The sequence below is a fragment of the Polaromonas sp. 39-63-25 genome, assembly GCF_002278925.1.
GTDB lineage: Bacteria > Pseudomonadota > Gammaproteobacteria > Burkholderiales > Burkholderiaceae_C > Polaromonas.
Genome location: NZ_NCJH01000014.1, coordinates 72,964 through 93,542 on the forward strand (window position 1 = coordinate 72,964; position 20,579 = coordinate 93,542).

General features: G+C 64.2%; 21 protein-coding genes and 2 tRNA genes. 13 read left to right on the forward strand and 10 right to left on the reverse strand.

All coding sequences use genetic code 11. From position 1 onward, the window contains the following. Nucleotides 1-124 precede the first annotated feature (124 nt). Nucleotides 125-1,126: a tripartite tricarboxylate transporter substrate binding protein gene (locus tag B7X65_RS16740; RefSeq protein ID WP_293595433.1), complete on the forward strand. Its 1,002-nt coding sequence runs from the start codon at nt 125-127 to the stop codon at nt 1,124-1,126. Between the two features lie 594 nt (nt 1,127-1,720). Here B7X65_RS16740 and B7X65_RS16745 read toward each other — a convergent pair. Next, a complete protein-coding gene (locus tag B7X65_RS16745) occupies nt 1,721-2,764 on the reverse strand; it encodes a CDP-6-deoxy-delta-3,4-glucoseen reductase (RefSeq protein ID WP_293595434.1) in 1,044 nt (347 codons plus the stop codon). A 65-nt stretch (nt 2,765-2,829) separates the two neighbouring features. On the opposite strand from B7X65_RS16745, the gene B7X65_RS16750 reads away from it, so the two are divergent. Beyond that, complete coding sequence (locus tag B7X65_RS16750) at nt 2,830-3,756, forward strand: SDR family oxidoreductase (RefSeq protein WP_293595435.1); 927 nt, start codon at nt 2,830-2,832, stop codon at nt 3,754-3,756. Between the two features lie 176 nt (nt 3,757-3,932). Beyond that, the gene (locus B7X65_RS16755; protein WP_293595436.1) at nt 3,933-5,615 is read left to right on the forward strand and encodes a methyl-accepting chemotaxis protein; all 1,683 of its coding nucleotides are present in this window, start codon (nt 3,933-3,935) and stop codon (nt 5,613-5,615) included. A 124-nt stretch (nt 5,616-5,739) separates the two neighbouring features. On the opposite strand, the gene B7X65_RS16760 is transcribed toward B7X65_RS16755, so the two are convergent. The 3 genes from B7X65_RS16760 to B7X65_RS16770 all read right to left on the reverse strand — a co-directional run bounded on the left by B7X65_RS16760 (nt 5,740) and on the right by B7X65_RS16770 (nt 8,465). Beyond that, complete coding sequence (locus B7X65_RS16760; protein WP_293595437.1) at nt 5,740-6,792, reverse strand: S1C family serine protease; 1,053 nt, start codon at nt 6,790-6,792, stop codon at nt 5,740-5,742. Between the two features lie 109 nt (nt 6,793-6,901). After that, the gene (locus tag B7X65_RS16765) at nt 6,902-8,194 is read right to left on the reverse strand and encodes an amidase (protein ID WP_293595438.1); all 1,293 of its coding nucleotides are present in this window, start codon (nt 8,192-8,194) and stop codon (nt 6,902-6,904) included. A gap of 186 nt (nt 8,195-8,380) precedes the next feature. Then, nucleotides 8,381-8,465, reverse strand: a tRNA-Leu gene (locus B7X65_RS16770). Nucleotides 8,466-8,505: 40 nt separating this feature from the next. Here B7X65_RS16770 and cysM point away from each other — a divergent pair. From cysM to B7X65_RS16795, 5 genes are all read left to right on the forward strand, one after another. Beyond that, complete coding sequence (cysM, locus tag B7X65_RS16775; RefSeq protein ID WP_293595439.1) at nt 8,506-9,408, forward strand: cysteine synthase CysM; 903 nt, start codon at nt 8,506-8,508, stop codon at nt 9,406-9,408. Between the two features lie 178 nt (nt 9,409-9,586). Further along, nucleotides 9,587-10,117 carry an NUDIX hydrolase gene (locus B7X65_RS16780; protein ID WP_293595440.1) on the forward strand — a complete coding sequence of 177 codons (531 nt, stop codon included), beginning with the start codon at nt 9,587-9,589 and terminating at the stop codon, nt 10,115-10,117. A 255-nt stretch (nt 10,118-10,372) separates the two neighbouring features. Then, a complete protein-coding gene (locus tag B7X65_RS16785) occupies nt 10,373-10,819 on the forward strand; it encodes a carboxymuconolactone decarboxylase family protein (RefSeq protein WP_293595441.1) in 447 nt (148 codons plus the stop codon). Nucleotides 10,820-10,839: 20 nt separating this feature from the next. Then, nucleotides 10,840-11,733, forward strand: coding sequence for a sigma-70 family RNA polymerase sigma factor (locus B7X65_RS16790; RefSeq protein WP_293595442.1), 894 nt, complete (start codon nt 10,840-10,842; stop codon nt 11,731-11,733). Between the two features lie 237 nt (nt 11,734-11,970). Further along, nucleotides 11,971-12,046 (forward strand) — tRNA-Arg (locus B7X65_RS16795). Nucleotides 12,047-12,108: 62 nt separating this feature from the next. On the opposite strand, the gene B7X65_RS16800 is transcribed toward B7X65_RS16795, so the two are convergent. The 4 genes from B7X65_RS16800 to B7X65_RS16815 are packed head-to-tail and all read right to left on the reverse strand — an operon-like array spanning nt 12,109 to nt 15,032. After that, nucleotides 12,109-13,326 carry a VWA domain-containing protein gene (locus B7X65_RS16800; RefSeq protein ID WP_293595443.1) on the reverse strand — a complete coding sequence of 406 codons (1,218 nt, stop codon included), beginning with the start codon at nt 13,324-13,326 and terminating at the stop codon, nt 12,109-12,111. Between the two features lie 13 nt (nt 13,327-13,339). Next, nucleotides 13,340-13,945 (reverse strand): GNAT family N-acetyltransferase, encoded by a 606-nt coding sequence (locus B7X65_RS16805; RefSeq protein ID WP_293595444.1) that lies wholly within the window; start codon nt 13,943-13,945, stop codon nt 13,340-13,342. Further along, nucleotides 13,942-14,181 (reverse strand): hypothetical protein, encoded by a 240-nt coding sequence (locus B7X65_RS16810; protein WP_293595445.1) that lies wholly within the window; start codon nt 14,179-14,181, stop codon nt 13,942-13,944. Before B7X65_RS16810 ends, B7X65_RS16805 begins: the two co-directional genes overlap by 4 nt. Before the next feature lie 8 nt (nt 14,182-14,189). Next, nucleotides 14,190-15,032 carry a MoxR family ATPase gene (locus B7X65_RS16815; protein WP_293595446.1) on the reverse strand — a complete coding sequence of 281 codons (843 nt, stop codon included), beginning with the start codon at nt 15,030-15,032 and terminating at the stop codon, nt 14,190-14,192. 135 nt (nt 15,033-15,167) lie between these two features. On the opposite strand from B7X65_RS16815, the gene B7X65_RS16820 reads away from it, so the two are divergent. Continuing rightward, nucleotides 15,168-15,833 (forward strand): c-type cytochrome, encoded by a 666-nt coding sequence (locus B7X65_RS16820; RefSeq protein WP_293595447.1) that lies wholly within the window; start codon nt 15,168-15,170, stop codon nt 15,831-15,833. A gap of 263 nt (nt 15,834-16,096) precedes the next feature. Here B7X65_RS16820 and B7X65_RS16825 read toward each other — a convergent pair whose 3' ends face one another. Continuing rightward, nucleotides 16,097-16,531 carry a DUF1841 family protein gene (locus tag B7X65_RS16825; RefSeq protein WP_293595448.1) on the reverse strand — a complete coding sequence of 145 codons (435 nt, stop codon included), beginning with the start codon at nt 16,529-16,531 and terminating at the stop codon, nt 16,097-16,099. Between the two features lie 180 nt (nt 16,532-16,711). Here B7X65_RS16825 and B7X65_RS16830 point away from each other — a divergent pair, with 180 nt between their 5' ends. Beyond that, entirely contained in the window at nt 16,712-16,933 is a 222-nt protein-coding gene (locus B7X65_RS16830) for a hypothetical protein (protein WP_096698029.1), read from the forward strand. Between the two features lie 24 nt (nt 16,934-16,957). Here the strand turns inward: B7X65_RS16830 and B7X65_RS16835 are convergent, their stop codons facing one another. Continuing rightward, on the reverse strand, nt 16,958-17,773 hold the full coding sequence (locus B7X65_RS16835; RefSeq protein WP_293595449.1) for an IclR family transcriptional regulator C-terminal domain-containing protein: 816 nt from the start codon (nt 17,771-17,773) through the stop codon (nt 16,958-16,960). Between the two features lie 93 nt (nt 17,774-17,866). Here B7X65_RS16835 and B7X65_RS16840 point away from each other — a divergent pair, with 93 nt between their 5' ends. From B7X65_RS16840 to pcaF, 3 genes are all read left to right on the forward strand, one after another. After that, complete coding sequence (locus B7X65_RS16840) at nt 17,867-18,583, forward strand: 3-oxoacid CoA-transferase subunit A (protein WP_293595450.1); 717 nt, start codon at nt 17,867-17,869, stop codon at nt 18,581-18,583. Between the two features lies 1 nt (nt 18,584). Next, a complete protein-coding gene (locus B7X65_RS16845; RefSeq protein ID WP_293595451.1) occupies nt 18,585-19,256 on the forward strand; it encodes a 3-oxoacid CoA-transferase subunit B in 672 nt (223 codons plus the stop codon). Between the two features lie 77 nt (nt 19,257-19,333). Then, nucleotides 19,334-20,536 carry a 3-oxoadipyl-CoA thiolase gene (gene pcaF / locus B7X65_RS16850; RefSeq protein ID WP_293595452.1) on the forward strand — a complete coding sequence of 401 codons (1,203 nt, stop codon included), beginning with the start codon at nt 19,334-19,336 and terminating at the stop codon, nt 20,534-20,536. Nucleotides 20,537-20,579: the final 43 nt, after the last annotated feature.

A 20,579-nucleotide genomic window follows, 5' to 3' on the forward strand; every position in this document is an offset into this window, starting at 1 on the left:
GCCATGTTAGCCAGCGCTGCGCATTCGGGGCATCCCGCGTTTGTGGGAGGTCGGGCGCACCGCCGTGCCGGCCCTAGGGAATCCCACGGTGACCCGGGCTCCCGGTTTTGCCACAATCAGGGCCATGAAAACCTCCTCTCTCTCCTTTTTCCCCTGTTTCGCGGCCCGTGCGCTGGCGGCGGCCTCCATCGCCGTGCTGGCCCTGTCGTCCACCCTCGCCACGGCCCAGCCCAAGGTCATGCGCATCATCGTGCCGTACGCACCCGGCGGTCCGATCGACGTCACCGCGCGTCTCATGGCCGAACGCGTCAAGGACTCGCTGGGCACCGTGATCATTGAAAACCGCCCCGGTGGCGGCGGCAACATCGGCGCCGATCTGGTGGCCAAAGCCGCGCCTGACGGCCTGACCATCGGCATTGCCGCCGTGGCCACCCACGCCATCAACCCCTGGCTTTACAGCAAGATGCCCTACAACGCAGCCACCGACTTTGCGCCCATCACGCAGATGCTGCGCGTGCCGAACGTGCTGGTCATGAACGCCGACACCGCCAGACGCCTGAACATCCACACCCTGGCCGACCTGATCGCCTACGCCAAAGCCAATCCGGCCAAGCTCAACTATGGTAGCGGTGGCAATGGCAGTGCCGGCCACCTGGCCGGGGAAATGTTCAAAAAGGACGCCGGCATTTTTGCGCTGCACATTCCCTACAACGGCGGCAACCCGGCGCAACTGGCGCTGCTCAGTGGCCAGGTCGATTTCAACTTCGACAACCTCGCGACCGCCTCCGCCAACATCAAGGCCGGCAAACTCAAGGCGCTGGCCGTGACCACCGAAAAACGCAGCGCAGCGCTGCCCGAGGTGCCGGCTGTGGCCGAAACGCTCAAGGGTTTTGCCATCGACACCTGGTGGGGCCTGGTGGCCCCGGCCGCGACCCCGAAAGACGTGATCGTCAAACTGAACCAGGCCTTTGTGGCCGCGCTGAACTCGCCGGAAGCCAAAGCCCGTTTTGCCGCGCTGCTGGCCGAACCGGTGGCGAGTTCGCCGGAACAGTTTGGCGCTTTCATGAAAAGCGAGCTGGCCAAGTATGAGAAGGTGGTGAAGGCTTCCGGGGCTCGGGTGGATTGATTTTCTTGAGCCTTTTGAGGCTCTGGCCCTTATGCGACGGGCGTAGACAGCTATTGAATTTATAGCGAATATTTTCTGTGGCTTGTCATCCCGGACTTGATCCGGGATCCATGTGTGCTAACTCGCGCTTTGAGGTGTGCCGGCAAGCCGGGGGTTGCCCGGCGGCAACTTACTTTCTTTTTGCGTCGCCAAAAAGAAAGTAAGCAAAGAAAAAGGCGACCCGATGGTCTGGGTCCCCTGCGCTGCGCTCCGGGGCAACCTGCGCTACTCGACTCCGGCGGGGGTCGGCAGAACTCGCTGCGCTCGGACAACTGCCGCCCTGATCCCGCCTCCGTCTGCGCTGCTCGGCCCAGCCCGACGGGTAGGGAAAAAATGCGGGTTCGGGATCGGATGCGGGGAGACCTGACGCGCGCAGCGCGTCAGGTCGGACCACGGGACCGTCATGTTTGCACGCGCTTGCAGCACACACGGCCAAATGAAGTCCCCCTCCATCGCCCAGCGGGGCGAGGGCAGGGGATAGGGGTGGGAGTGGGGAGTCCGTCCTACTGTCCAGAGCAGACTGAAGGCGCAGCGTGACGCAAGCAGCGCAAAAATTCACGCCAGCGCTTTGGCCTTGTCCGCCTCAGTGGTAAACGAATCCGCATAAAACTCTTCAGCAGGCAAACCGCCGATCGCGCTGTAGTCTGCGCGGGCCGAGTCGACCACGATGGGCGCGCCGCAGGCATAGACCTGGTGGCCCGAGAGGTCCGGGAAGTCTTCCAGCACTGACTTGTGCACGAAGCCGGTGCGGCCGGTCCAGTTGTCTTCCGGCAGTGCGTTGGAGATCACCGGCACATAGCTCAGGTTCGGCATCTCTGCGACCTTGGCCAGCACCCAGTCGTTCATGTACAGGTCGGCCGGGCGGCGGCCGCCCCAGTACAGCACGGCGGGCCGGGTGATGCCCTTGAACTGCATGTGTTCGATCAACGCCTTGATGGGCGCAAAGCCCGTGCCCGAGGCCAGCAGCACCATGGGCTTGTCGCTGTCTTCGCGCAGGAAGAAGCTGCCGTAAGGCCCTTCGATGCGCAGGATGTCTTTTTCCTTCATGGTGCCGAACACCTGCTCGGTGAACTTGCCGCCCGGCATGTGGCGGATGTGCAGCTCGATGCCGGGGTTGTCCAGCTGCGTGTGCGGCGCATTGGCCATGGAGTAGCTGCGGCGGTCGCCGTCGCGCAGCAAAAACTCCACGTACTGGCCAGCGTGGTACTTGAACACATCGCTGGCCGGCAACTGCAGGCGGATCACGATCACGTCGTGCGAGGCGCGTGCCAGGCTGCTCACGCGGGCCGGCATTTTCTTGATCGGGAAGGCGCTTTCGTCGGTGACCTGGCGCGACTCCAGCACCACGTCGGTCTGCGCCACGCCGCAGCAGGTCAGGATGAACCCCGCGGCTTCTTCCTCGTGCGACAGTGCCTTGAGCTGGTGCGGGCCGTGCACGACCGTGCCTTCGATCTTTTTGCACTTGCAGGAACCGCAGGCGCCGTCCTTGCAGCCATAAGGCATGCCTATGCCCTGGCGGATGGCCGCGGCCAGCAGCGCTTCGTCGGGGTTGGCGGTGAACGAACGGCCGCTGGGCAGCACGGTGACGTTGAAAGTCATACTGGTTATCCTCTGACGTAATCCTGTTTTTATAACTCTGGCTGTTTTCAGCAGATTCCCCAATTTTGCCCTCAAACCAAAGTCCCCTCGGCGCCCTGCCTTCGCGCTTTCGCCGCCAGCGTATTCTGATCATCGGCTGCGGCGACGTCGGCCTGCGTGTGGCACGCCAGCTGGCGCCGCGTGTGCGGCTGCTGGCCCTGAGCTCGTCGCCCGAACGCAGCCCTGAACTGCGTGCCCAACACATCACGCCGCTGGCCGGTAACCTGGATCAGAGCGCCACCCTGCGGCGGCTGGCCGGGCTGGCCACCCGCGTGGTCCACCTGGCCCCGCCGCCCGGAGAGAACCTGCCCGACTGGCGCCGCGACCCGCGCACGCTGGCCCTGCTGCGGGCCATGCGCCTGCGCGGCCTGCCGCAAGCGGTGGTGTATGGCTCGACCAGCGGCGTGTACGGCGATTGCCAGGGGGAGTGGGCAAGTGAAACGCGCGCCGTGAACCCGCACACGCCGCGCGCGTGGCGCCGTGTTGATGCCGAGACCCAGCTGCGCTTTTTTGGCCGGTCCAGCGGAGTGCGGGTGCACACGTTGCGCATTCCGGGCATCTACGCCCCCGACCGCGAGGGCGGCACGCCGCACGGCCGTCTGCTCAAGGGCACGCCGGTGCTGGCGCCAGCGGACGATGTGTTCACCAACCACATTCATGCCGACGACCTGGCGCGTGCCTGCGTGGCGGCTCTGTGGCGCGGCAAACCCCAGCGCATCACCAATGCCAGCGACGACACCGAGCTGAAGATGGGCGACTACTTCGACCTCGCCGCCGACCTGTACAGCCTGCCGCGCCCGCCGCGGGTGGCACGCAGCACCGCGCAGGACGAATTGCCGTTGATGCTGCTGAGCTTCATGAGCGAGTCGCGCCGGCTAGCCAACACGCGGCTGAAGCGGGAGCTGGGCCTGCGGCTGCATTACCCGACCGTAGCGGATGGCCTGCGCCCTTGAATTCTGCGGTGAGCGGTGAGCGGTGAGTGGCAAGTGGGTCTGCTGGCTTGCCGCCAGCGCCCTTGGCGGGATGCGTTGGCAGGCGTTTATTAAAGTTTTTCGCCGGATCTGCCGTTAGATGGGAGATTCGGTCGTATTGACACCTTCAACGCCTCAAAGGAAGCTTTTCACCCGCCATGCGTCTCAATCTGCCAACTACAAACATTGCTTATGAACTGGCGGAGGACGTCTCACTGGTCTCCCGCACCGACCTCAAGGGACGTATCACTTACGCCAATCCCGCGTTTGTCGAGGCCAGCGGTTATGCGAACGACGAACTCATGGGTCAAGCCCACAACATCGTGCGGCATCCCGACATGCCGCCTGAAGCTTTCTCCGACATGTGGGAGACCCTGGGGCAGGGTTCCCCGTGGACGGGCCTGGTCAAGAACCGGCGCAAAAACGGTGACTTCTATTGGGTGCAGGCGAACGTCACGCCCATACGCAGCCACGGCCAGGTCCTGGGTTACATGTCGGTGCGCAGCAAGCCCGAAGCCGCCCAGGTGGCCCAGGCCGAGCAGATCTACAGAAATATCAGGGAGGGGCATGCCGGCGGGTTGACGATCCAGCATGGCGAGGTGATTTCGCCGGTCTGGCGCAGCCCCCTGGCCAGCGTGCGAAGAATTCCCATCCAGCAGAGGATAGTCTGGGTCACCGCCCTGGCAACCGTGCTGACGCTGGTGCTGGGCGTCCTGGGCTGGCGCGAAATCAGCCGGCTTGTTGCGGCGGCCGGCGAGGCCGGCAGGCTGCCCGACGCATTTGCCGCGGTGGCGGTGGCTTCAGCCATGGCGTGGGCGGGGCTGGGCTATTTTCTGGTGCGTTCGGTGTTTCGTCCGTTGCACAAGGCCGTTCACGTGGCCCAGGGCATTGCCAGCGGCGAACTCATGAAGTTCGAGATCCAGCCGGCTGACGAGGCCAAACCCCTGTTGCGCGCCCTGAACCAGATGAGCGCCAATCTGACGGCGATCGTCGCAGACATCGCGGCCAACTCCGGCGGCGTGGTCACCGCCGCCGCCCAGATCGCCGCGGGCAACATGGACCTGTCGGCACGCACCGAACAGCAGGCCAGTTCCCTGGAGCAGACCGCTGCCGCCATGGAGGAGCTGACCAGCACCGTCAAGCAAAACGCCGACAACGCCCGCCAGGCCAACCAGCTGGCGGTGTCTGCCGCCGGCGTGGCGGTGCGCGGGGGCAGCGTCGTTTCCGAGGTGGTGGGCACCATGGGTGCGATCAACACCTCGTCTCGCAGGATCGTCGACATCATCGGCGTGATCGACGGCATTGCCTTCCAGACCAATATTCTTGCGCTCAACGCAGCGGTCGAAGCGGCGCGTGCCGGTGAGCAGGGTCGCGGCTTTGCCGTGGTGGCCGCTGAAGTGCGAAGCCTGGCGCAGAGAAGCGCGGCAGCGGCCAAGGAGATCAAGACCCTGATCGGCGACTCGGTGAGCAAGGTTGAAGAAGGCAGCAAACAGGTGGCCGAGGCCGGCAAGACCATGGACGAGATTGTGGGCAGCGTCAAACGTGTGACCGACATCATGGCCGAGATCACCGCGGCCAGCCAGGAGCAGACGCAAGGTATCGAGCAGATCAACCAGGCGATCACGCAGATGGACCAGGGGACGCAGCGGAACGCCGAATTGGTCGAGGAAGCGGCCGCCGCCGCCGCCGCACTGCAGGAGCAGGCTGAGCACCTGGAGCAGGCCGTCACGGTGTTCAGGAGAAAACAGCCCGCCAATGGCCACGCTGCAGGTCGGCCAGCCCGGCGCCGGGCAGCGGTGCCGTCTCCCCGGCTGGCAATCGCAGGAAGCTTGCAATCTTGAGCTGTCCCGGGTCGGCCCGGTCTGGCTTGCCGCTGCTGCCAGCCGTCGCGCGTGAGGCGCTATAAAATCAGTAGCTGGTGGCGCTTGTCCAGAAAGGGCTGAGGGCCGATTTGACCTGAAAAACTCAGATGCCGGAAGGTTTTTTCAGGGTCTGCAGGCGGTCCTGCGCTTTCAGCACAATGGTCTTCACGTCGGCGCCCTGCAGCACGGTCAGGGACACCTCCGCATCGGGTGCGGCCCGGTCCCAGAGTTTTTTGTAGAAATCGGCCAGCGTCGCGACCTTGCTGCCGTCCACCGCCAGCACCACGTCACCCGCCTCCAGGCCGGCCAGCTCGGCCGGGCTGTCCCTGCTGACACGCACGATCTGGATGCGTCCGCCCTGGTCGCTCGAATTCAGGCCCAGCCAGGGCCGGCGGCTTTGGGCGCTGGTGCCCGAACGCTGCATTTCGGCCAGGATGGGGTGCAGCAGGTCCACCGGCACAAACATGTTGCCGGGCAGACGCTGGTTCTGTCCGCTGGCGTCCGACACCAGCAGCGAGCCAATGCCCACCAGTTCACCTTTCTGGTTGAACAGCGGCGCGCCGCTGTGGTTGGCGTTGCCCAGCAGGGGCGGGCTGGTGAACAGGGCCGTGTCGATGTGGTATTCCCAGCTGCCCGAAAACGCGCGCTTGCTGACCAGCCGTGTCATGCTGACCTCGCCGTCGTCGCTGGCCTGCGGGCCGGTCACGGCCATCAGCGCCTCGCCGGCTTGCAGGGGCTGGCTGCTGCCCAGCACTGCGGCACCGACGCCGCTGCCGGCGCGCAGCGGCAGCAAGGGCCGCAGCAGGCCGAAACCGGTCGCCAGGTCATAGGCCACGGCGCGTGCCGGCAGGATCTTGTTGTCCTGCGTGACGATTTCAATCTGCTCGGCCTCCAGCATCAGGTAGCCGATGGTCAGGATCAGGCCGTCCGGCGCGATCATCACCCCGGAGCCGCGGCGGTGCTGACCCAGCGTCTCGGCCGACCGCGCCTCCTCGTCCACCATGACACGCACGCCGACCACTGCGGCGTTGGCCCGGGCCATCGCCGCAATCATTTCCTGGGCGTTCGGGGGCTGGGCCGAGGCCGCTTGGGCGGGCAGGGCCGCCAGCAGGACAGCCGCCACGAAGGGATGGGTCCAACGACGAAGTGAGTGCATGACGGACTCCCGAAGCCGCAGAAAAAACTGCGCCTCGAGAATGCGCCGATTTCAATGCCGTGGCATTGCGCGGGGTCAAGTCGCGGTTACCCGCGCCTGGCGGCAGGGCTTACCGGCTCAGGCGCGCATGTACCCAGTGCGAGGCCGCCAGCAGGCGGTGATCGTCGCCATGGGCGCCCACCAGTTGCAGGCCCACCGGCAGCCCGTGGCGGCCCCGGGCAAAGGGCAGGTGCACGCAGGGCAGGCCCAGCAGTGTCCAGGTGCGGCAAAACAGCGGGTCGCCGGTGCCGTCCAGCCCGGCCGGGGCCTCGCCGATGCTGCTGGGCGCCAGCAACACGTCGTGCGGCCCGAAGAGGGCCTGCGCCTGGCGCCGCGCCTGCGCGGTCACCTGCAGGTTGTGCGCATGGGCCTCACCACCGATGGCCAGGCCGGTGGCGATCAGTGCCTGCAGCGGCGCACTGAGCTGGTCGCGGTGCCGCAGGCGCTCATGGCTCAGCGAACGCGCGGTCTCGAAAGCCTGCACCTCTTTCTGCACGGCGACCAGGCCCGACAGCTCGGGCGGCAGCGCCACAGGCGCGCCATGGCCGGCCAGCGCGGCTTCGGCCCGGGCCCAGGCCTGCTGCGTGTCCTCATCGGCCTGCGCCCATTCGGGCGTGCGGCAAAAGCCGATGCGCGGCGCGGCTCCTTGCGCAAACGCGGCGGGGTCGGCCAGCCGCGCATCGCCGGTCAGCACCGCGCCGAGCAGCGCCACGTCGCGCACGCTGCGCGCAAAGCCGCCCACCGTGTCCAGCGTTTCCGACAGGCTTTTGACACCGCCGCGCGGCACCCGGTTGTGGCTGGGCTTGTAGCTGACCACGCCGCAAAAAGCCGCCGGTCGTATCAGCGAGCCAGCCGTTTGGGTGCCCAGTGCCAGCGGCAGCATGGCGTCGGCCACGGCGGCGGCCGAACCGCTCGACGAGCCGCCCGGCGTGTGATCCGGGTGGTGCGGGTTGCGCGTGGCGCCGGGGAACATGTTGGCCAACTCGGTGGTCACGGTTTTGCCGAGCAACACCGCGCCGGCTTCACGGCACAGCGCCACGGCCGCCGCATCGGCCAGCGGCTGCTGGCCGGCATAAATGGGTGATCCGTAAGCGGTGGGCAGGTCGAAGGTGTCGAACAAGTCCTTCACGCCGAAGGGCAGGCCGTGCAACAGGCCACGCACCGGCCCGGCATCGAGTTCACGGGCCATTGCCAGCGCGGCGTCGGCGCCCAGCTGCACAAACGCCTGCAGCTGCGGCTCCCGTTCGGCAATCCGGTCCAGGCAGGCGCGGACCAGGTCCACGGCCTGGAGTTCGCGGCGCGCGAGCAGGGCGGCGGCTTGCCAGGCGTCGAGTTGATGCAGGGGAGTGCTGGAGGAAGTCATGGCCGCCAGTATCTGTGTTTCTGCGTTTTTGCGCGCAAGCGCCCACAAAAAAGGCCCCTCCAGAACTGGAAGGGCCTGTATCTGGTGCTCGGGGCCGGAGTCGAACCCGCGTACGAAGTGCGCTTCGTCAATCTCGCCCAAAGGCGGGCCGGTTCGGGAGAACCAGGCAACGAAGTTCACAGGAGGTGGTGCCCGGGGCCGGAATCGAACCGGCACGCCTTGCGGCGGGGGATTTTGAGTCCCCTGCGTCTACCAATTTCACCACCCGGGCTGGAAGAAGCAAAGAGGCAAATTATGGCACAGTGCAGGGTATGAATTATCCGACCATCGAAGACGCCATTGGCAAAACGCCCCTGGTGGCGTTGCAACGCATCCAGTCCCAAGCCAACACCCAACGCCACAACGTGGTCCTCGGCAAGCTCGAAGGCAACAACCCCGCCGGCTCGGTGAAAGACCGGCCCGCGCTGTCCATGATCAAGCGCGCCGAAGAGCGCGGCGAGATCAAACCCGGCGACACGCTGATCGAGGCCACCTCCGGCAACACCGGCATTGCGCTGGCCATGGCCGCGGCCATCAAGGGTTACCGCATGGTGCTGATCATGCCGGAAGACCTGTCGATCGAACGTGCGCAGACCATGAAGGCCTTTGGCGCCGAGCTGATCCTCACGCCCAAAAGCGGCGGCATGGAACACGCCCGCGATCTGGCCGACCAGATGGCCAAAGACGGCAAGGGCCGCGTGCTGGACCAGTTTGCCAACCAGGACAACCCGCGCATCCACTACGAGACCACCGGGCCCGAGATCTGGGCCGACACGGCGGGCAAAGTCACGCACTTCGTCAGCGCCATGGGCACCACCGGCACCATCACTGGCGTGTCGCGTTTCCTGAAAGAGAAAAACCCGGCAATCAGGATCATCGGCGCACAGCCGAGCGAAGGCTCGCGCATTCCCGGCATCCGCAAGTGGCCCGAGGCCTACATGCCGAAAATTTACGACCCCAGCCACATCGACGACACCGTGCTGGTGAGCCAGCTCGACGCCGAAGACATGTGCCGCCGCCTGGCGCGCGAAGAGGGCATCTTCGCCGGCATCTCGGCCGCCGGCGCCTGCTGGGTGGCGCAGGAGATTGCCAAAACCGTCGAGAACGCGGTGATTGTGTTCATCGTCTGCGACCGCGGCGACCGTTATCTGTCGACCGGCGTGTTTCCGGCCTGATTCTCATGCCTTGTCATTGCGGGCTTGACCCGCAATCCATGCTGGCTCAACGCTTGGCGTGGGTCATGTGGCATGGATCCCGGATCGAGTCCGGGATGACAGATTTTGGCTCATGGACGGCAATACCTGCCTTCCGGGAACGGGCATTGTTGAATATCAGTAACAGGATACAAATCGCATGAGCCAGGAATTCAAGTTTTGCCCCAGTTGCGCCACCCCGCTGGCGATGATTTCCCAGCTCGAAGACAGCGGCGAAACCGTGCGCCTGCGTTGCCCGGCCTGCGACTACACCCACTGGAACAACCCGGTGCCGGTGCTGGCCGCGGTCATCGAGCACCAGGGCAAGATCCTGCTGGCGCGCAACGCCGCCTGGTCCGGCAAGATGTACGCGCTGATCACCGGTTTCATGGAGGCCGGCGAAACACCCGAAGGCGGCATCACCCGCGAGATCAAGGAGGAAACCAGCCTCGACGTGACCGACCTCAAACTGATCGGCGTCTACGACTTCCAGCGCATGAACCAGATCATCATTGCCTACAGCGCCGTCGGCCACGGTGAAGTGAAACTCTCCCCGGAGCTGGTGGACTACCGGCTGTATGCCCACGAAGACGTCAAGTGCTGGCCGGCCGGCACCGGTTACGCCCTGGCCGACTTTCTGAAGTCCAGGGGTTACGCGCCGGAGTTTGTGGAGTGGGCGAAGCGGGATTGAGGGCCTGGCGGCGCGGGACTTGGTGCTTGTGAGTATTTTTGGGCTGCAGCCCTTGTTGCACGGGCGCAGACAGCTATGAAAAGCGTAGCAATGGCTGACGGGCACGTCGATCCTGCCAGGCAGGCGCGTCGTGTGCAGCGGTCCCCCGGCCTGAATCTCTGTCATTTCAGACTTTTTATTTTCTGGCCCCGCGTCACAAACTGAAAAGCTCAATCGTCAATACGGTGTCACCTCCAGTTTCTAAAGGAAAACACCATGACTGCTACCGCCACTGCCAATACCGCCCCCGTCCGTTTGGACCTCGTCGTTCCCGACGTCATCCCCGCCCTGATCAAGGTGCGTGAAGCCGTTGGTGGCCACGGACTCGACATAAAACTTCACCACCTGGTGCACCTGCGCGCCTCGCAGATCAACGGCTGCGCCTTCTGCGTCAAGATGCACACCCGCGAAGCCCGGCAGGACGGCGAAACCAGCGACAGGCTGGACCGCCTCGTTGTCTGGGCGCATGTGAGCGACTTCAGCGAAGCCGAGAAAGCCGCACTGGCCTGGACGGAAGCCCTGACCGTGCTCAACCCCCAGACCGACTACGCCAGCCTGCGCGGCCGGCTACGTGCCTCTTTCACCGACAAGCAGATCGGCGCACTGACCGCTACCGTCGGCATGATCAACCTCTGGAATCGCCTCCAGGTCTCGGCACACTGAGTAAACCCGAGACGCGCAGCATGAGCACCATTGACCCCACCGCCGTCTTTGAAGAAAGGCGCAGGCATTTGTTCGGCCTGGCCTACCGCATCCTCGGTTCACGGGCCGATGCCGAAGACGCCGTGCAGGATGTCTTCATCAAATGGCAGGCGGCCGACCGCGCCGGCATTGCCACGCCGGCGGCCTGGCTCACCACGCTCTGCACGCGGCACTGCATCGACATGCTGCGCGACGCCCAGCGCAGCCGGGTCGACTACGTCGGCACCTGGCTGCCAGAACCGATTCAGACCCGCACCGAAGACACGCCCGAAACGCAGGCCATGCTGGCCTCGTCGCTGAGCATGGCTTTCTTGCTGCTGCTGGAGCGGCTCACGCCCAGGGAGCGCGCCGCTTACCTGCTGCACGAGATTTTTGAAACGCCGTACGCCGAAGTGGCGGAGATGCTGGACATGGAAGAAGCTGCCTGCCGCAAGCTGGTCTCGCGCGCCAGCATCAGCATTGCCCAGGGCAAGGTGCGGCACGTGACGCCGCCCCAGGTGCAGGACGGCCTGCTCGCCGCATTCCGCGAAGCCATTACCGCCGGCAGCACCGGGTCGCTCGCCAGCCTGCTCTCGGACGACATCGCCCTGTGCACCGACAGCGGCGGCAAGGTCGCCTCGGTGGAAGGCATCTTCCAGGGCAAGGGCAGCGTGCTCACCCTGCTGACGACGCAACTGGCCCGCTACTGGGCCCACTACGAATGGCTGCCCTGCGAGATCAACGGCGGCCGCGCCATCCAGCTGCGCAAGAACGGCGAAATCGCGGCGGCCATCACCTTCGCCTACAACGACAAAGGCCAGGCCACCAACATCTACATCATGCGCAACCCCGACAAGCTCGACGGGCTGGCCTTCGGGCCGGAGGTTTTGTCGTGAGGCTGGTGCGCTGCGGTGTGAAATGAGCCCGAAACGTCATTGATATAAGCGTTTTGGCTCTCCAGCCCTTATGGGGTGGGCGCAAGCAGCTATCAAAAAAGAAGCGCCTTGCAAGCTGTCCGATGGACAGCCGGCCGGCCTGTCGACCGTACCGCCCCGGAATTACCGCAGCTGACGAAGCCGGGGGCCTGCATCGGGGGGCGCCGCGTCGCCCGCCTTGGTAAACTATGTGTGTGTGCCTTTGTAGCTCAGTGGATAGAGCGATCCCCTCCTAAGGGATAGGTCGCAGGTCCGATTCCTGCCAAGGGCACCATTTTCTTTTTACGCTGCCGTGCCAATCACGCGCTGAATGGCGATGCCGCTTCAGGCCGTGCGTTACTTCGACAGCAGGCGCATCGCCTCTTCCAGCCCCTTGATGGTCAAGGGGTACATGCGCTGGTTTACCAGCTGCTGGATCACGCTGATGCTCTGGCGGTACTGCCAGACGCCTTGCGGCTCGGGGTTGATCCAGACAAATTTCGGGAAGGCGTTGGTCAGCCGCTGCATCCACTCGGCGCCGGCTTCCTCGTTGTTGTATTCGACGCTGCCCCCCGGTTGCAAAATTTCATACGGGCTCATGGTCGCGTCGCCCACAAAGATCAGCTTGTAGTCCTTGTTGTACTTGCGGATGATGTCCCAGGTCGCAAACTTCTCGCTGAAGCGGCGGCGGTTGTTCTTCCACATGAAGTCATAGACGCAGTTGTGGAAGTAATAGAACTCGATGTGCTTGAACTCGGTCTTGGTGGCGGAGAACAGTTCTTCCACGCGGCTGATGTGTTCGTCCATGGTGCCGCCCACGTCCATCAGCAGCAGCACCTTCACGTTGTTGTGGCGCTCCGGCACCATCTTGATGTCCAGCCAGCCGGCGTTGGCCGCGGTGGACTTGATGGTGTCGTCCAGGTCCAGTTCCTCGACATGGCCTTCACGCGCAAACTTGCGCAGGCGGCGCAGCGCGACCTTGATGTTGCGCGTGCCCAGCTCCTGGGTGTCGTCGTAGTCCTTGTAGGCGCGCTGGTCCCAGACTTTCACCGCGCTTTTGTTGCGGCTTTTTTCCTGGCCGATGCGTATGCCCTGCGGGTTGAAGCCGTTGGCGCCAAACGGCGAGGTGCCGCCCGTGCCTATCCACTTGCTGCCGCCTTCGTGGCGTTCCTTCTGTTCCTCGAAACGCTTTTTCAGCGTTTCCATGAGTTCGTCCCAGCCCATCTTCTCGATCTTGGCCTTGTCTTCGGGGCTGAGTTCGAGCTCGAGGTTCTTGCGCAGCCACTCCAGCGGAATGTCCTTGGTGAAGTCGGCAATCATCTCCACACCCTTGAAGTAGGCCGCAAAGGCGCGGTCGAACTTGTCGTAGTGTTTTTCGTCCTTCACCAGCACGGTGCGGCTGAGGTAATAGAAGTCGTCGATCTTGTAGGCGCCCTCGCCGATCTCGCCGTCCTCCCCCTTGCCGCTGTTGGGCCCGACCACGCCGGCCTGCAGCGCTTCGAGCAGCATCAGGTATTCCTTGACCGAGACCGGCAGCTTGGCCGAACGCAGGGTGTAGAAGAAGTCGATCAACATGGCAGGACTCCTTTCAGGCTTTTGGCGCGCGTGGTTTGTCGAGCAGGTACAGGAGTTGCGCTTTCACTTCCGGCCACTCGCCGGAGCGCAGGCTGTACATCACCGTGTCGCGAATCGTGCCGTCGCGCCGCAGCGCGTGGCCGCGGATCACGCCGTCTTTTTTGGCGCCCAGGCGCTCGATGGCGCGCTGCGAGGCGAAGTTGAAGTTGTCGGTACGCCAGCCCACCACGTGGCAGCCCAGGGCCTCGAACGCGTGGGTGAGCATCAGCAGCTTGCAGGTGGTGTTGACATGGGTGCGCTGGCAGCGCGCGGCGTACCAGGTGTAGCCAATCTCCACGCGTTTCACGGCCGGCAGGATGTCGTGGTAACTGGTGCTGCCCAGCACGGTGCCGCTGGCGGCGTCGCGCACGGCAAAGGCGAAGCGGTGGCCGGCATCGCGGGCCTTGAGCGCGTCGTCGATGTAGGTGCGGGTCTGGTCCGGCTCCGGGACCGAGGTCACGCGCAGCTTCCACAGTTCACCGTCGGCGGCCGCGGCGCGCAGGCCGGCTTCGTGGTCCAGCGCCAGCGGCACCAGCTCGATGCCACGCCCGGAAAGAATGACGGCTTGCACAAAACTCATGTGTCTTTGCCCTGTTTTTTGGCCTGCGCACGGCGCCAGCGCCGCGCGATCTGCAGCCCCAGACCACCGCCCAGGCCGACCAGCACGATGCCGCCTATGGCGCTGTTGCCGTAACCGGCGGCAAAAATGTCCAGGCCGAACAGCCGGCCCAGCCAGAAGCCGAGTAGCGCGCCGCCGACAAAACCGACGGCGTCGGACAGGCCTTCGACCAGGAGATTGCGGGTGTCGCTTGCCATGGCCGCGCCTAGCGGTTGTGGCGTTGCATGAACACCAGTTTTTCAAACAAGGTGACGTCCTGCTCGTTCTTGAGCAGCGCGCCCACCAGCGGCGGCACGGCCACCTTGTCTTCCTTGCTTTGCAGCGCTTCCAGTGGAATGTCTTCGGCCACCAGCAGCTTGAGCCAGTCCAGCAGTTCGCTGGTGGACGGCTTTTTCTTCAGGCCGGGCAGGTTGCGCACGTCGTAGAAGGTTTTCATGGCCGCGGCCAGCAGTTCCTTCTTGAGGCCGGGGAAGTGCACGTCGACGATCAGTTTCATCGTGTCGGCGTCCGGGAACTTGATGTAGTGGAAAAAGCAGCGGCGCAAGAAGGCGTCGGGCAGTTCCTTTTCGTTGTTCGAGGTGATGAAGACCAGCGGCCGGTGTTTGGCCTTGATCAGCTCGCGTGTCTCGTAGCAGTAGAACTCCATGCGGTCGATCTCACGCAGAAGGTCGTTCGGAAACTCGATGTCGGCCTTGTCGATCTCGTCGATCAGCAGCGCCACCGGCTCGTCCGCAGTGAAGGCCTGCCAGAGCACGCCCTTGATGATGTAGTTGTGGATGTCCTTGACCTTTTCGTCGCCGAGCTGCGAGTCGCGCAGGCGCGACACCGCGTCGTATTCATACAGGCCCTGCTGCGCCTTGGTGGTGGACTTGATGTGCCACTGCAACAGCGGCAGGCTCAGGGCTTCGGCCACTTCCTCGGCCAGCATGGTCTTGCCGGTGCCGGGCTCGCCCTTGACCAGCAGGGGCTTTTTCAGAGTGGCGGAGGCGTTGACGGCGAGCATCAGGTCCTGGGTGGCGACGTAGTTTTTGGAGCCTTGGAATTTCATGGTGGACAGGAGGTAGGGACAGGAAGATGGGTGAATCTGCGGTGATTAAGCCGGGGCAGGATCGGGCCGCGGCAGGCACAGATATAATCAGCGGTTGTTTTTTATAACAAATTCTCACCTGATTGTGCGCGCAAAATGACCAAGCTGTTCACCACGTTATTCGCCCTGGCTGTCTCATTTGTGACGGTTTCCGCCCATTCCCAGGACATCAAGGGTGATGTCAAGGCAGGCGAAACCAAAAATGCCATGTGTATTGGCTGCCATGGCATCAAGGGTTACCAGGCCAGTTTCCCCGAGGTCTACAAAGTCCCCATGATTTCAGGCCAGAGCGCCAAGTACATTGACGCGGCCCTGCATGCCTATAAAAAGGGTGAGCGCAAACACCCCACGATGCGCGGCATCGCCGAGTCGCTGAACGACCAGGACATTGCCGATCTGGCCGCGTATTACGCCCAGCATGGCGTGACCGAAGGCGCAGCCGCTGCAGCGCGCACCGCCAAAACGCCCAGCCCGGCCGTCACTGCCTTGCTGGGCAAGGCCAATTGCGCGTCCTGCCACGGCGCCGACTTCAGCAAGCCGATCGATCCGTCCTATCCCAAGCTCGGCGGCCAGCATGCCGACTACCTGTTTGTGGCGCTCAAGGCCTACAAGGTGGAAAACAACAAAACCGTGGGTCGCGGCAACGCCATCATGGCGGGCATGGCCAAGCAGTACACCAACGCTGAGCTCAAGCAGTTGGCCAACTACCTGGCGTCTGTCGAGGGTGACCTGAAAGTGGTTCCGCAGAGCAAGTTCCGTTAAGCGCACTTTGCACCCACGAAAAAGCCGCTGAATCAGCGGCTTTTTCGTGGGCGATTACCCGGACACCCAACGGCGGGGCTTTTTTTTCAAGCAGGGGCCGCGGGTCCGGCTTTGCCGGCCCGCAGGCGCAGTGCCCCGAGGGGCTGGAGCCTGCAGCTCCAAAGCTGCTTGAGCAGCTTTGGACAGGCGACAGAGGCGAAGCGTCTCGCGAGCCGCGGCCTGCAAGGCCTCGAGAGCTACGCGAAGCGAGCGAACGGGGGGGGCTAATCTCTTGTGGCGTGGCGCTGCACGCAGGCGATGTAGGCGGCGCCGTCGGGCGGGCGGCCGGCGCGCTGGCTTTCCCAGACCATCTGGCCCAGGCAGTCCATGGCTTCATGGTGGGCGTCGTGCAGCGAATTGCGCCGCGCGGTCAGCAGCTCGACCGCCTGCCGGATGCCGCGCGGCTGGTCAATCGAACACTGCTCGCTGATCGACAGGTGCATGGACAGGTGAAGGAAGGGGTTGGTCTTGCCGTCTTCAGCGTCGTACATCTTCTGCAGCGCTGCATCGGCATCGGCAAAGTCGGCGTGGTACTCGGGGTGCTCGTCGATCCACTGGCTTGCTATGATTTCAATAGCTTCCAGTGCTTGCCCGGAGCGGGCTTTGGCGTAAACGGAACAAAAAAAACGACGGACGTCGGCTTGTGAAGGCGTGAACATGGGTCAAGCGTAGCATGGGGTCTGTGCTTGTTGCTGCTGTGGTGTTTCCGGGACGCCAAAAAAGGTCCGTCGGCAATGTCCTACGCGCCCTGCAGGGTCTTATCGGCTAGATTACCTGCACGGCAGCGTGATCCCGGCAAGCGCGCGCCGGCATACCCATCATCCGGCGAGGAGAATTTCATGAATGCAGTCAGAATCACAGGCATTGTCCTGATCGTGCTCGGCCTGGCCGGTTTTTTCACCGGCGGTTTCAGCTTCACCAAGGACACCACCAAAGCCAACATCGGCCCGCTCGAACTGGTCGTCAAGGAAAAAGAGTCGGTCAATGTGCCCCAGTGGCTCAGCATTGGCGCGATTGTCCTGGGCGCCGTGGTGCTGGTCATGGGTTCCCGCAAGTCCTGAACGGCCCGTCGGGTCATGGCCCGATCAGGTGCGTTGAACGCTGAGCAGGCGTGAAATCGTTTGCGCGGCGGCCAGCAGGGCCGGCAGCATGCTGTCCTGCATGGCCCTGGCACTGGTCCGGTTGGCCTGGCCACTGATGTTCAGGGCCGCCACCGTCTTGCCTAGCCGGTCGTGAATCGGCGCGGCCATGGACACCAGGCCTTCTTCGAGTTCCTGGTTCACCAGGCACCAGCCCTGCTTGCGCGTCTGCGCAATTTTCTGGCGCAAGGCGTCCAGGTCCGTCAGCGTGTGGCGGGTGAGCGGCGCCAGTTCCGAGGCTTTCAGGCAAGCCAGCGCTTCGCCCTCTGGCAAGCCGGCCAGCAACACGCGGCCCATGGACGTGCAGTAGGCCGGCAGGCGCGAACCGACCCCCAGCGTGATGCTCATGATCTTGTGGGTGGCCACCCGCATCACATACACAATGTCCGTGCCTTCCAGCACCGCGGCAGAACACGACTCCCCGACTTCCCCGGCAAGACCCTCCATCACCGGTTCGGCCAGGTTCCAGATCGGCATGGACGACAGGTAGGCAAAGCCCAGGTCCAGGATGCGCGGGGTCAGGGAAAACAACTTGCCGTCGCTGACGACATAACCGAGCGTCTGCAGGGTCAGCAAAATGCGCCGCGCACCGGCGCGGGTCAAGCCGCTGCGCGCCGCCACCTCGCTCAGCGTCTGGCGGGGCGATTGCGCGCTGAAGGAGCGGATGACCTCCAGCCCGCGTGCAAAGGACTGGACATAACTGTCGCCCGGCGCGGGGCCGGGACGGCCATCAGGGCCCGAAGGGGATGCAGCAATTGCCATGGGTGCGGAAATCTCCTAAAATTCATTATACGAACATTTGTTCTACATAAGAACAAATTTCAGGCGAATGATTTTTCCGACGGAGACAGTTTCATGATCAACAAGACAGCCCGGTCGGTGGCCGAGGCGCTGGCCGGTGTCAGGGACGGCTCAACCGTGCTGATCGGCGGCTTCGGCACGGCCGGCATCCCGAACGAACTGATAGACGGGCTCATTGCGCAGGGTGCGAAGGACCTGACCGTGGTCAACAACAACGCCGGCAATGCCGACATTGGTCTCGCGGCGCTGCTCAAGACCGGCCGCGTGCGCAAGATCATCTGCAGTTTTCCGCGCCAGGCCGACAGTTATGTTTTTGACGAGCTGTACCGCACCGGCAAGCTCGAGCTGGAACTGGTGCCGCAGGGCAACCTGGCCGAGCGCCTGCGCGCGGCGGGGGCCGGCATCGGCGCGTTCTTTTCCCCCACCGGCTTCGGCACCGAGCTGGCCAAACAGGCCGATGGTTCGCCCAAGGAAACCCGCGAAATCAATGGCCGGCACTACGTGCTGGAAATGCCGATCTACGGCGACGTGGCGCTGATCAAGGCCGAGTGCGGCGACCGCTGGGGCAACCTGGTGTACCGCAAGGCGGCGCGCAACTTTGGCCCGGTCATGGCGACAGCGGCCAGACAAACGGTGGCGACCGTGCACGAGATCGTGGAGCTCGGCGCGCTGGACCCGGAACACATCGTGACCCCCGGCATCTTTGTGCACCGGATCGTGAAAATTGAGCGTGTCGCCACGCAGGCCGGCGGCTTCAAACAGGCAGCCTGACATGACTTACCAGAAACGCAGCAAAGACCAGCTCGCCGCCCGTGTGGCGCGTGACATCCATGACGGCGCCTACGTGAACCTGGGCATAGGCATGCCGACGCAGGTTGCGAACCACCTGCCCGAAGGAATCGAGGTCATCCTGCAGAGCGAAAACGGCATCCTGGGCATGGGCCCGGCGCCAGCCGAGGGCGACGAAGACTTTGACCTGATCAATGCCGGCAAGCAGCCGGTGACCCTGCTCAAGGGCGGCGCCTATTTCCACCATGCCGACAGCTTCGCGATGATGCGCGGCGGCCACCTGGACATCTGTGTGCTCGGCGCCTTTCAGGTCTCAAGCACCGGCGACCTGGCCAACTGGAGCACCGGCGAGCCCGGCGCCATTCCGGCCGTGGGCGGTGCCATGGACCTCGCCATCGGTGCCAGGCAGACCTGGGTCATGATGGACCTGCTGACCAAAAAAGGCGAGAGCAAAGTGGTCAAGACCTGCAGCTACCCGCTGACCGGCATAGCCTGCGTCAAACGCATCTACTCCGACCTGGCCACGCTGGAATGCACGCCGCAAGGCCTCCGGCTGGTGGATAAAGTCGAGGGGCTGGCGCACGACGAGCTGGAGAAGCTGGTCGGCCTGCCGATTGGTATTGCTCCCTCTCCCTCCGGCAGAGGGCAGGGGTGAGGGCAAGCCGGCACACGAAGAGCCCTCACCCACACCCTCTCCCAAAGGGAGAGGGAAACTTTCACTAAAGGACACACATGAATCAGGCTTTTATCTGCGACGCCATCCGTACCCCTTTCGGCCGATATGGCGGCGCGCTCAGCAGCGTGCGCACCGACGACCTGGCCGCCGTGCCGCTCAAGGCGCTGATGGCGCGCAACCCCAACGTTGACTGGCTGGCCGTGACCGACGTGATTTACGGCTGCGTGAATCAGGCCGGCGAAGACAACCGCAACGTGGCCCACATGGCCACGTTGCTGGCCGGCCTGCCGCTGGAGTTGCCGGGCGCCACCATCAACCGCCTGTGCGGTTCGGGCATGGACGCGGTGGGCACGGCGGCCCGCGCCATCAAGGCCGGTGAGGCCCGCATGATGATTGCCGGTGGCGTGGAGAGCATGAGCCGCGCGCCGTTTGTGATGGCCAAGGCCGAGAGTGCCTTCAGCCGCGCAGCGCAGATGTACGACACCACGATCGGCTGGCGCTTCGTCAACAAGCTGATGAAGGAAAAGTACGGCACGGATGCCATGCCGGAAACCGCTGAAAACGTGGCGGCCGAGTACAAGATCAGCCGCGAAGACCAGGACAGGATGGCGCTGTCCTCCCAGCTGAAGGCGGTGGCCGCGCAGAAGTCGGGTTTCTTCGACGCCGAGATCACGCCGGTCACCATTGCCCAGAAAAAAGGCGACCCGATCGTCGTCAGCAAGGACGAACACCCGCGTGAAACCTCGCTCGAAGCGCTGGCCAAACTCAAGGGTGCAGTGCGGCCTGACGGCAGTGTCACGGCGGGCAATGCCTCGGGCGTCAACGACGGCGCCTGCGCGCTGCTGATTGCCAACGAAGAGGCCGCGAAGCAGAACGGCCTCACGCCGCGCGCGCGCATCGTCGGCATGGCGACGGCCGGCGTGCCGCCGCGCATCATGGGCATAGGCCCGGCGCCCGCGACCGAGAAGGTGCTGGCGCTGACCGGCCTGAGCCTGGCGCAGATGGACGTGATCGAACTCAACGAAGCCTTTGCGGCCCAGGGCTTGGCGGTGTTGCGCCTGCTGGGCCTGCAGGACGACGATGTACGCGTCAACCCGAACGGCGGCGCGATTGCGCTGGGCCACCCGTTGGGGGCCTCCGGCGCACGCCTGGTCACCACGGCGGTCAATCAGCTGCACCGCACCGGCGGCCGCTACGCGCTGTGCACCATGTGTATCGGCGTGGGCCAGGGCATTGCGCTGGTGATCGAACGCGTTTGAACTGAACCGGGCAAGGCCCGTGGCTTGGCAATGCCGGTTCTAC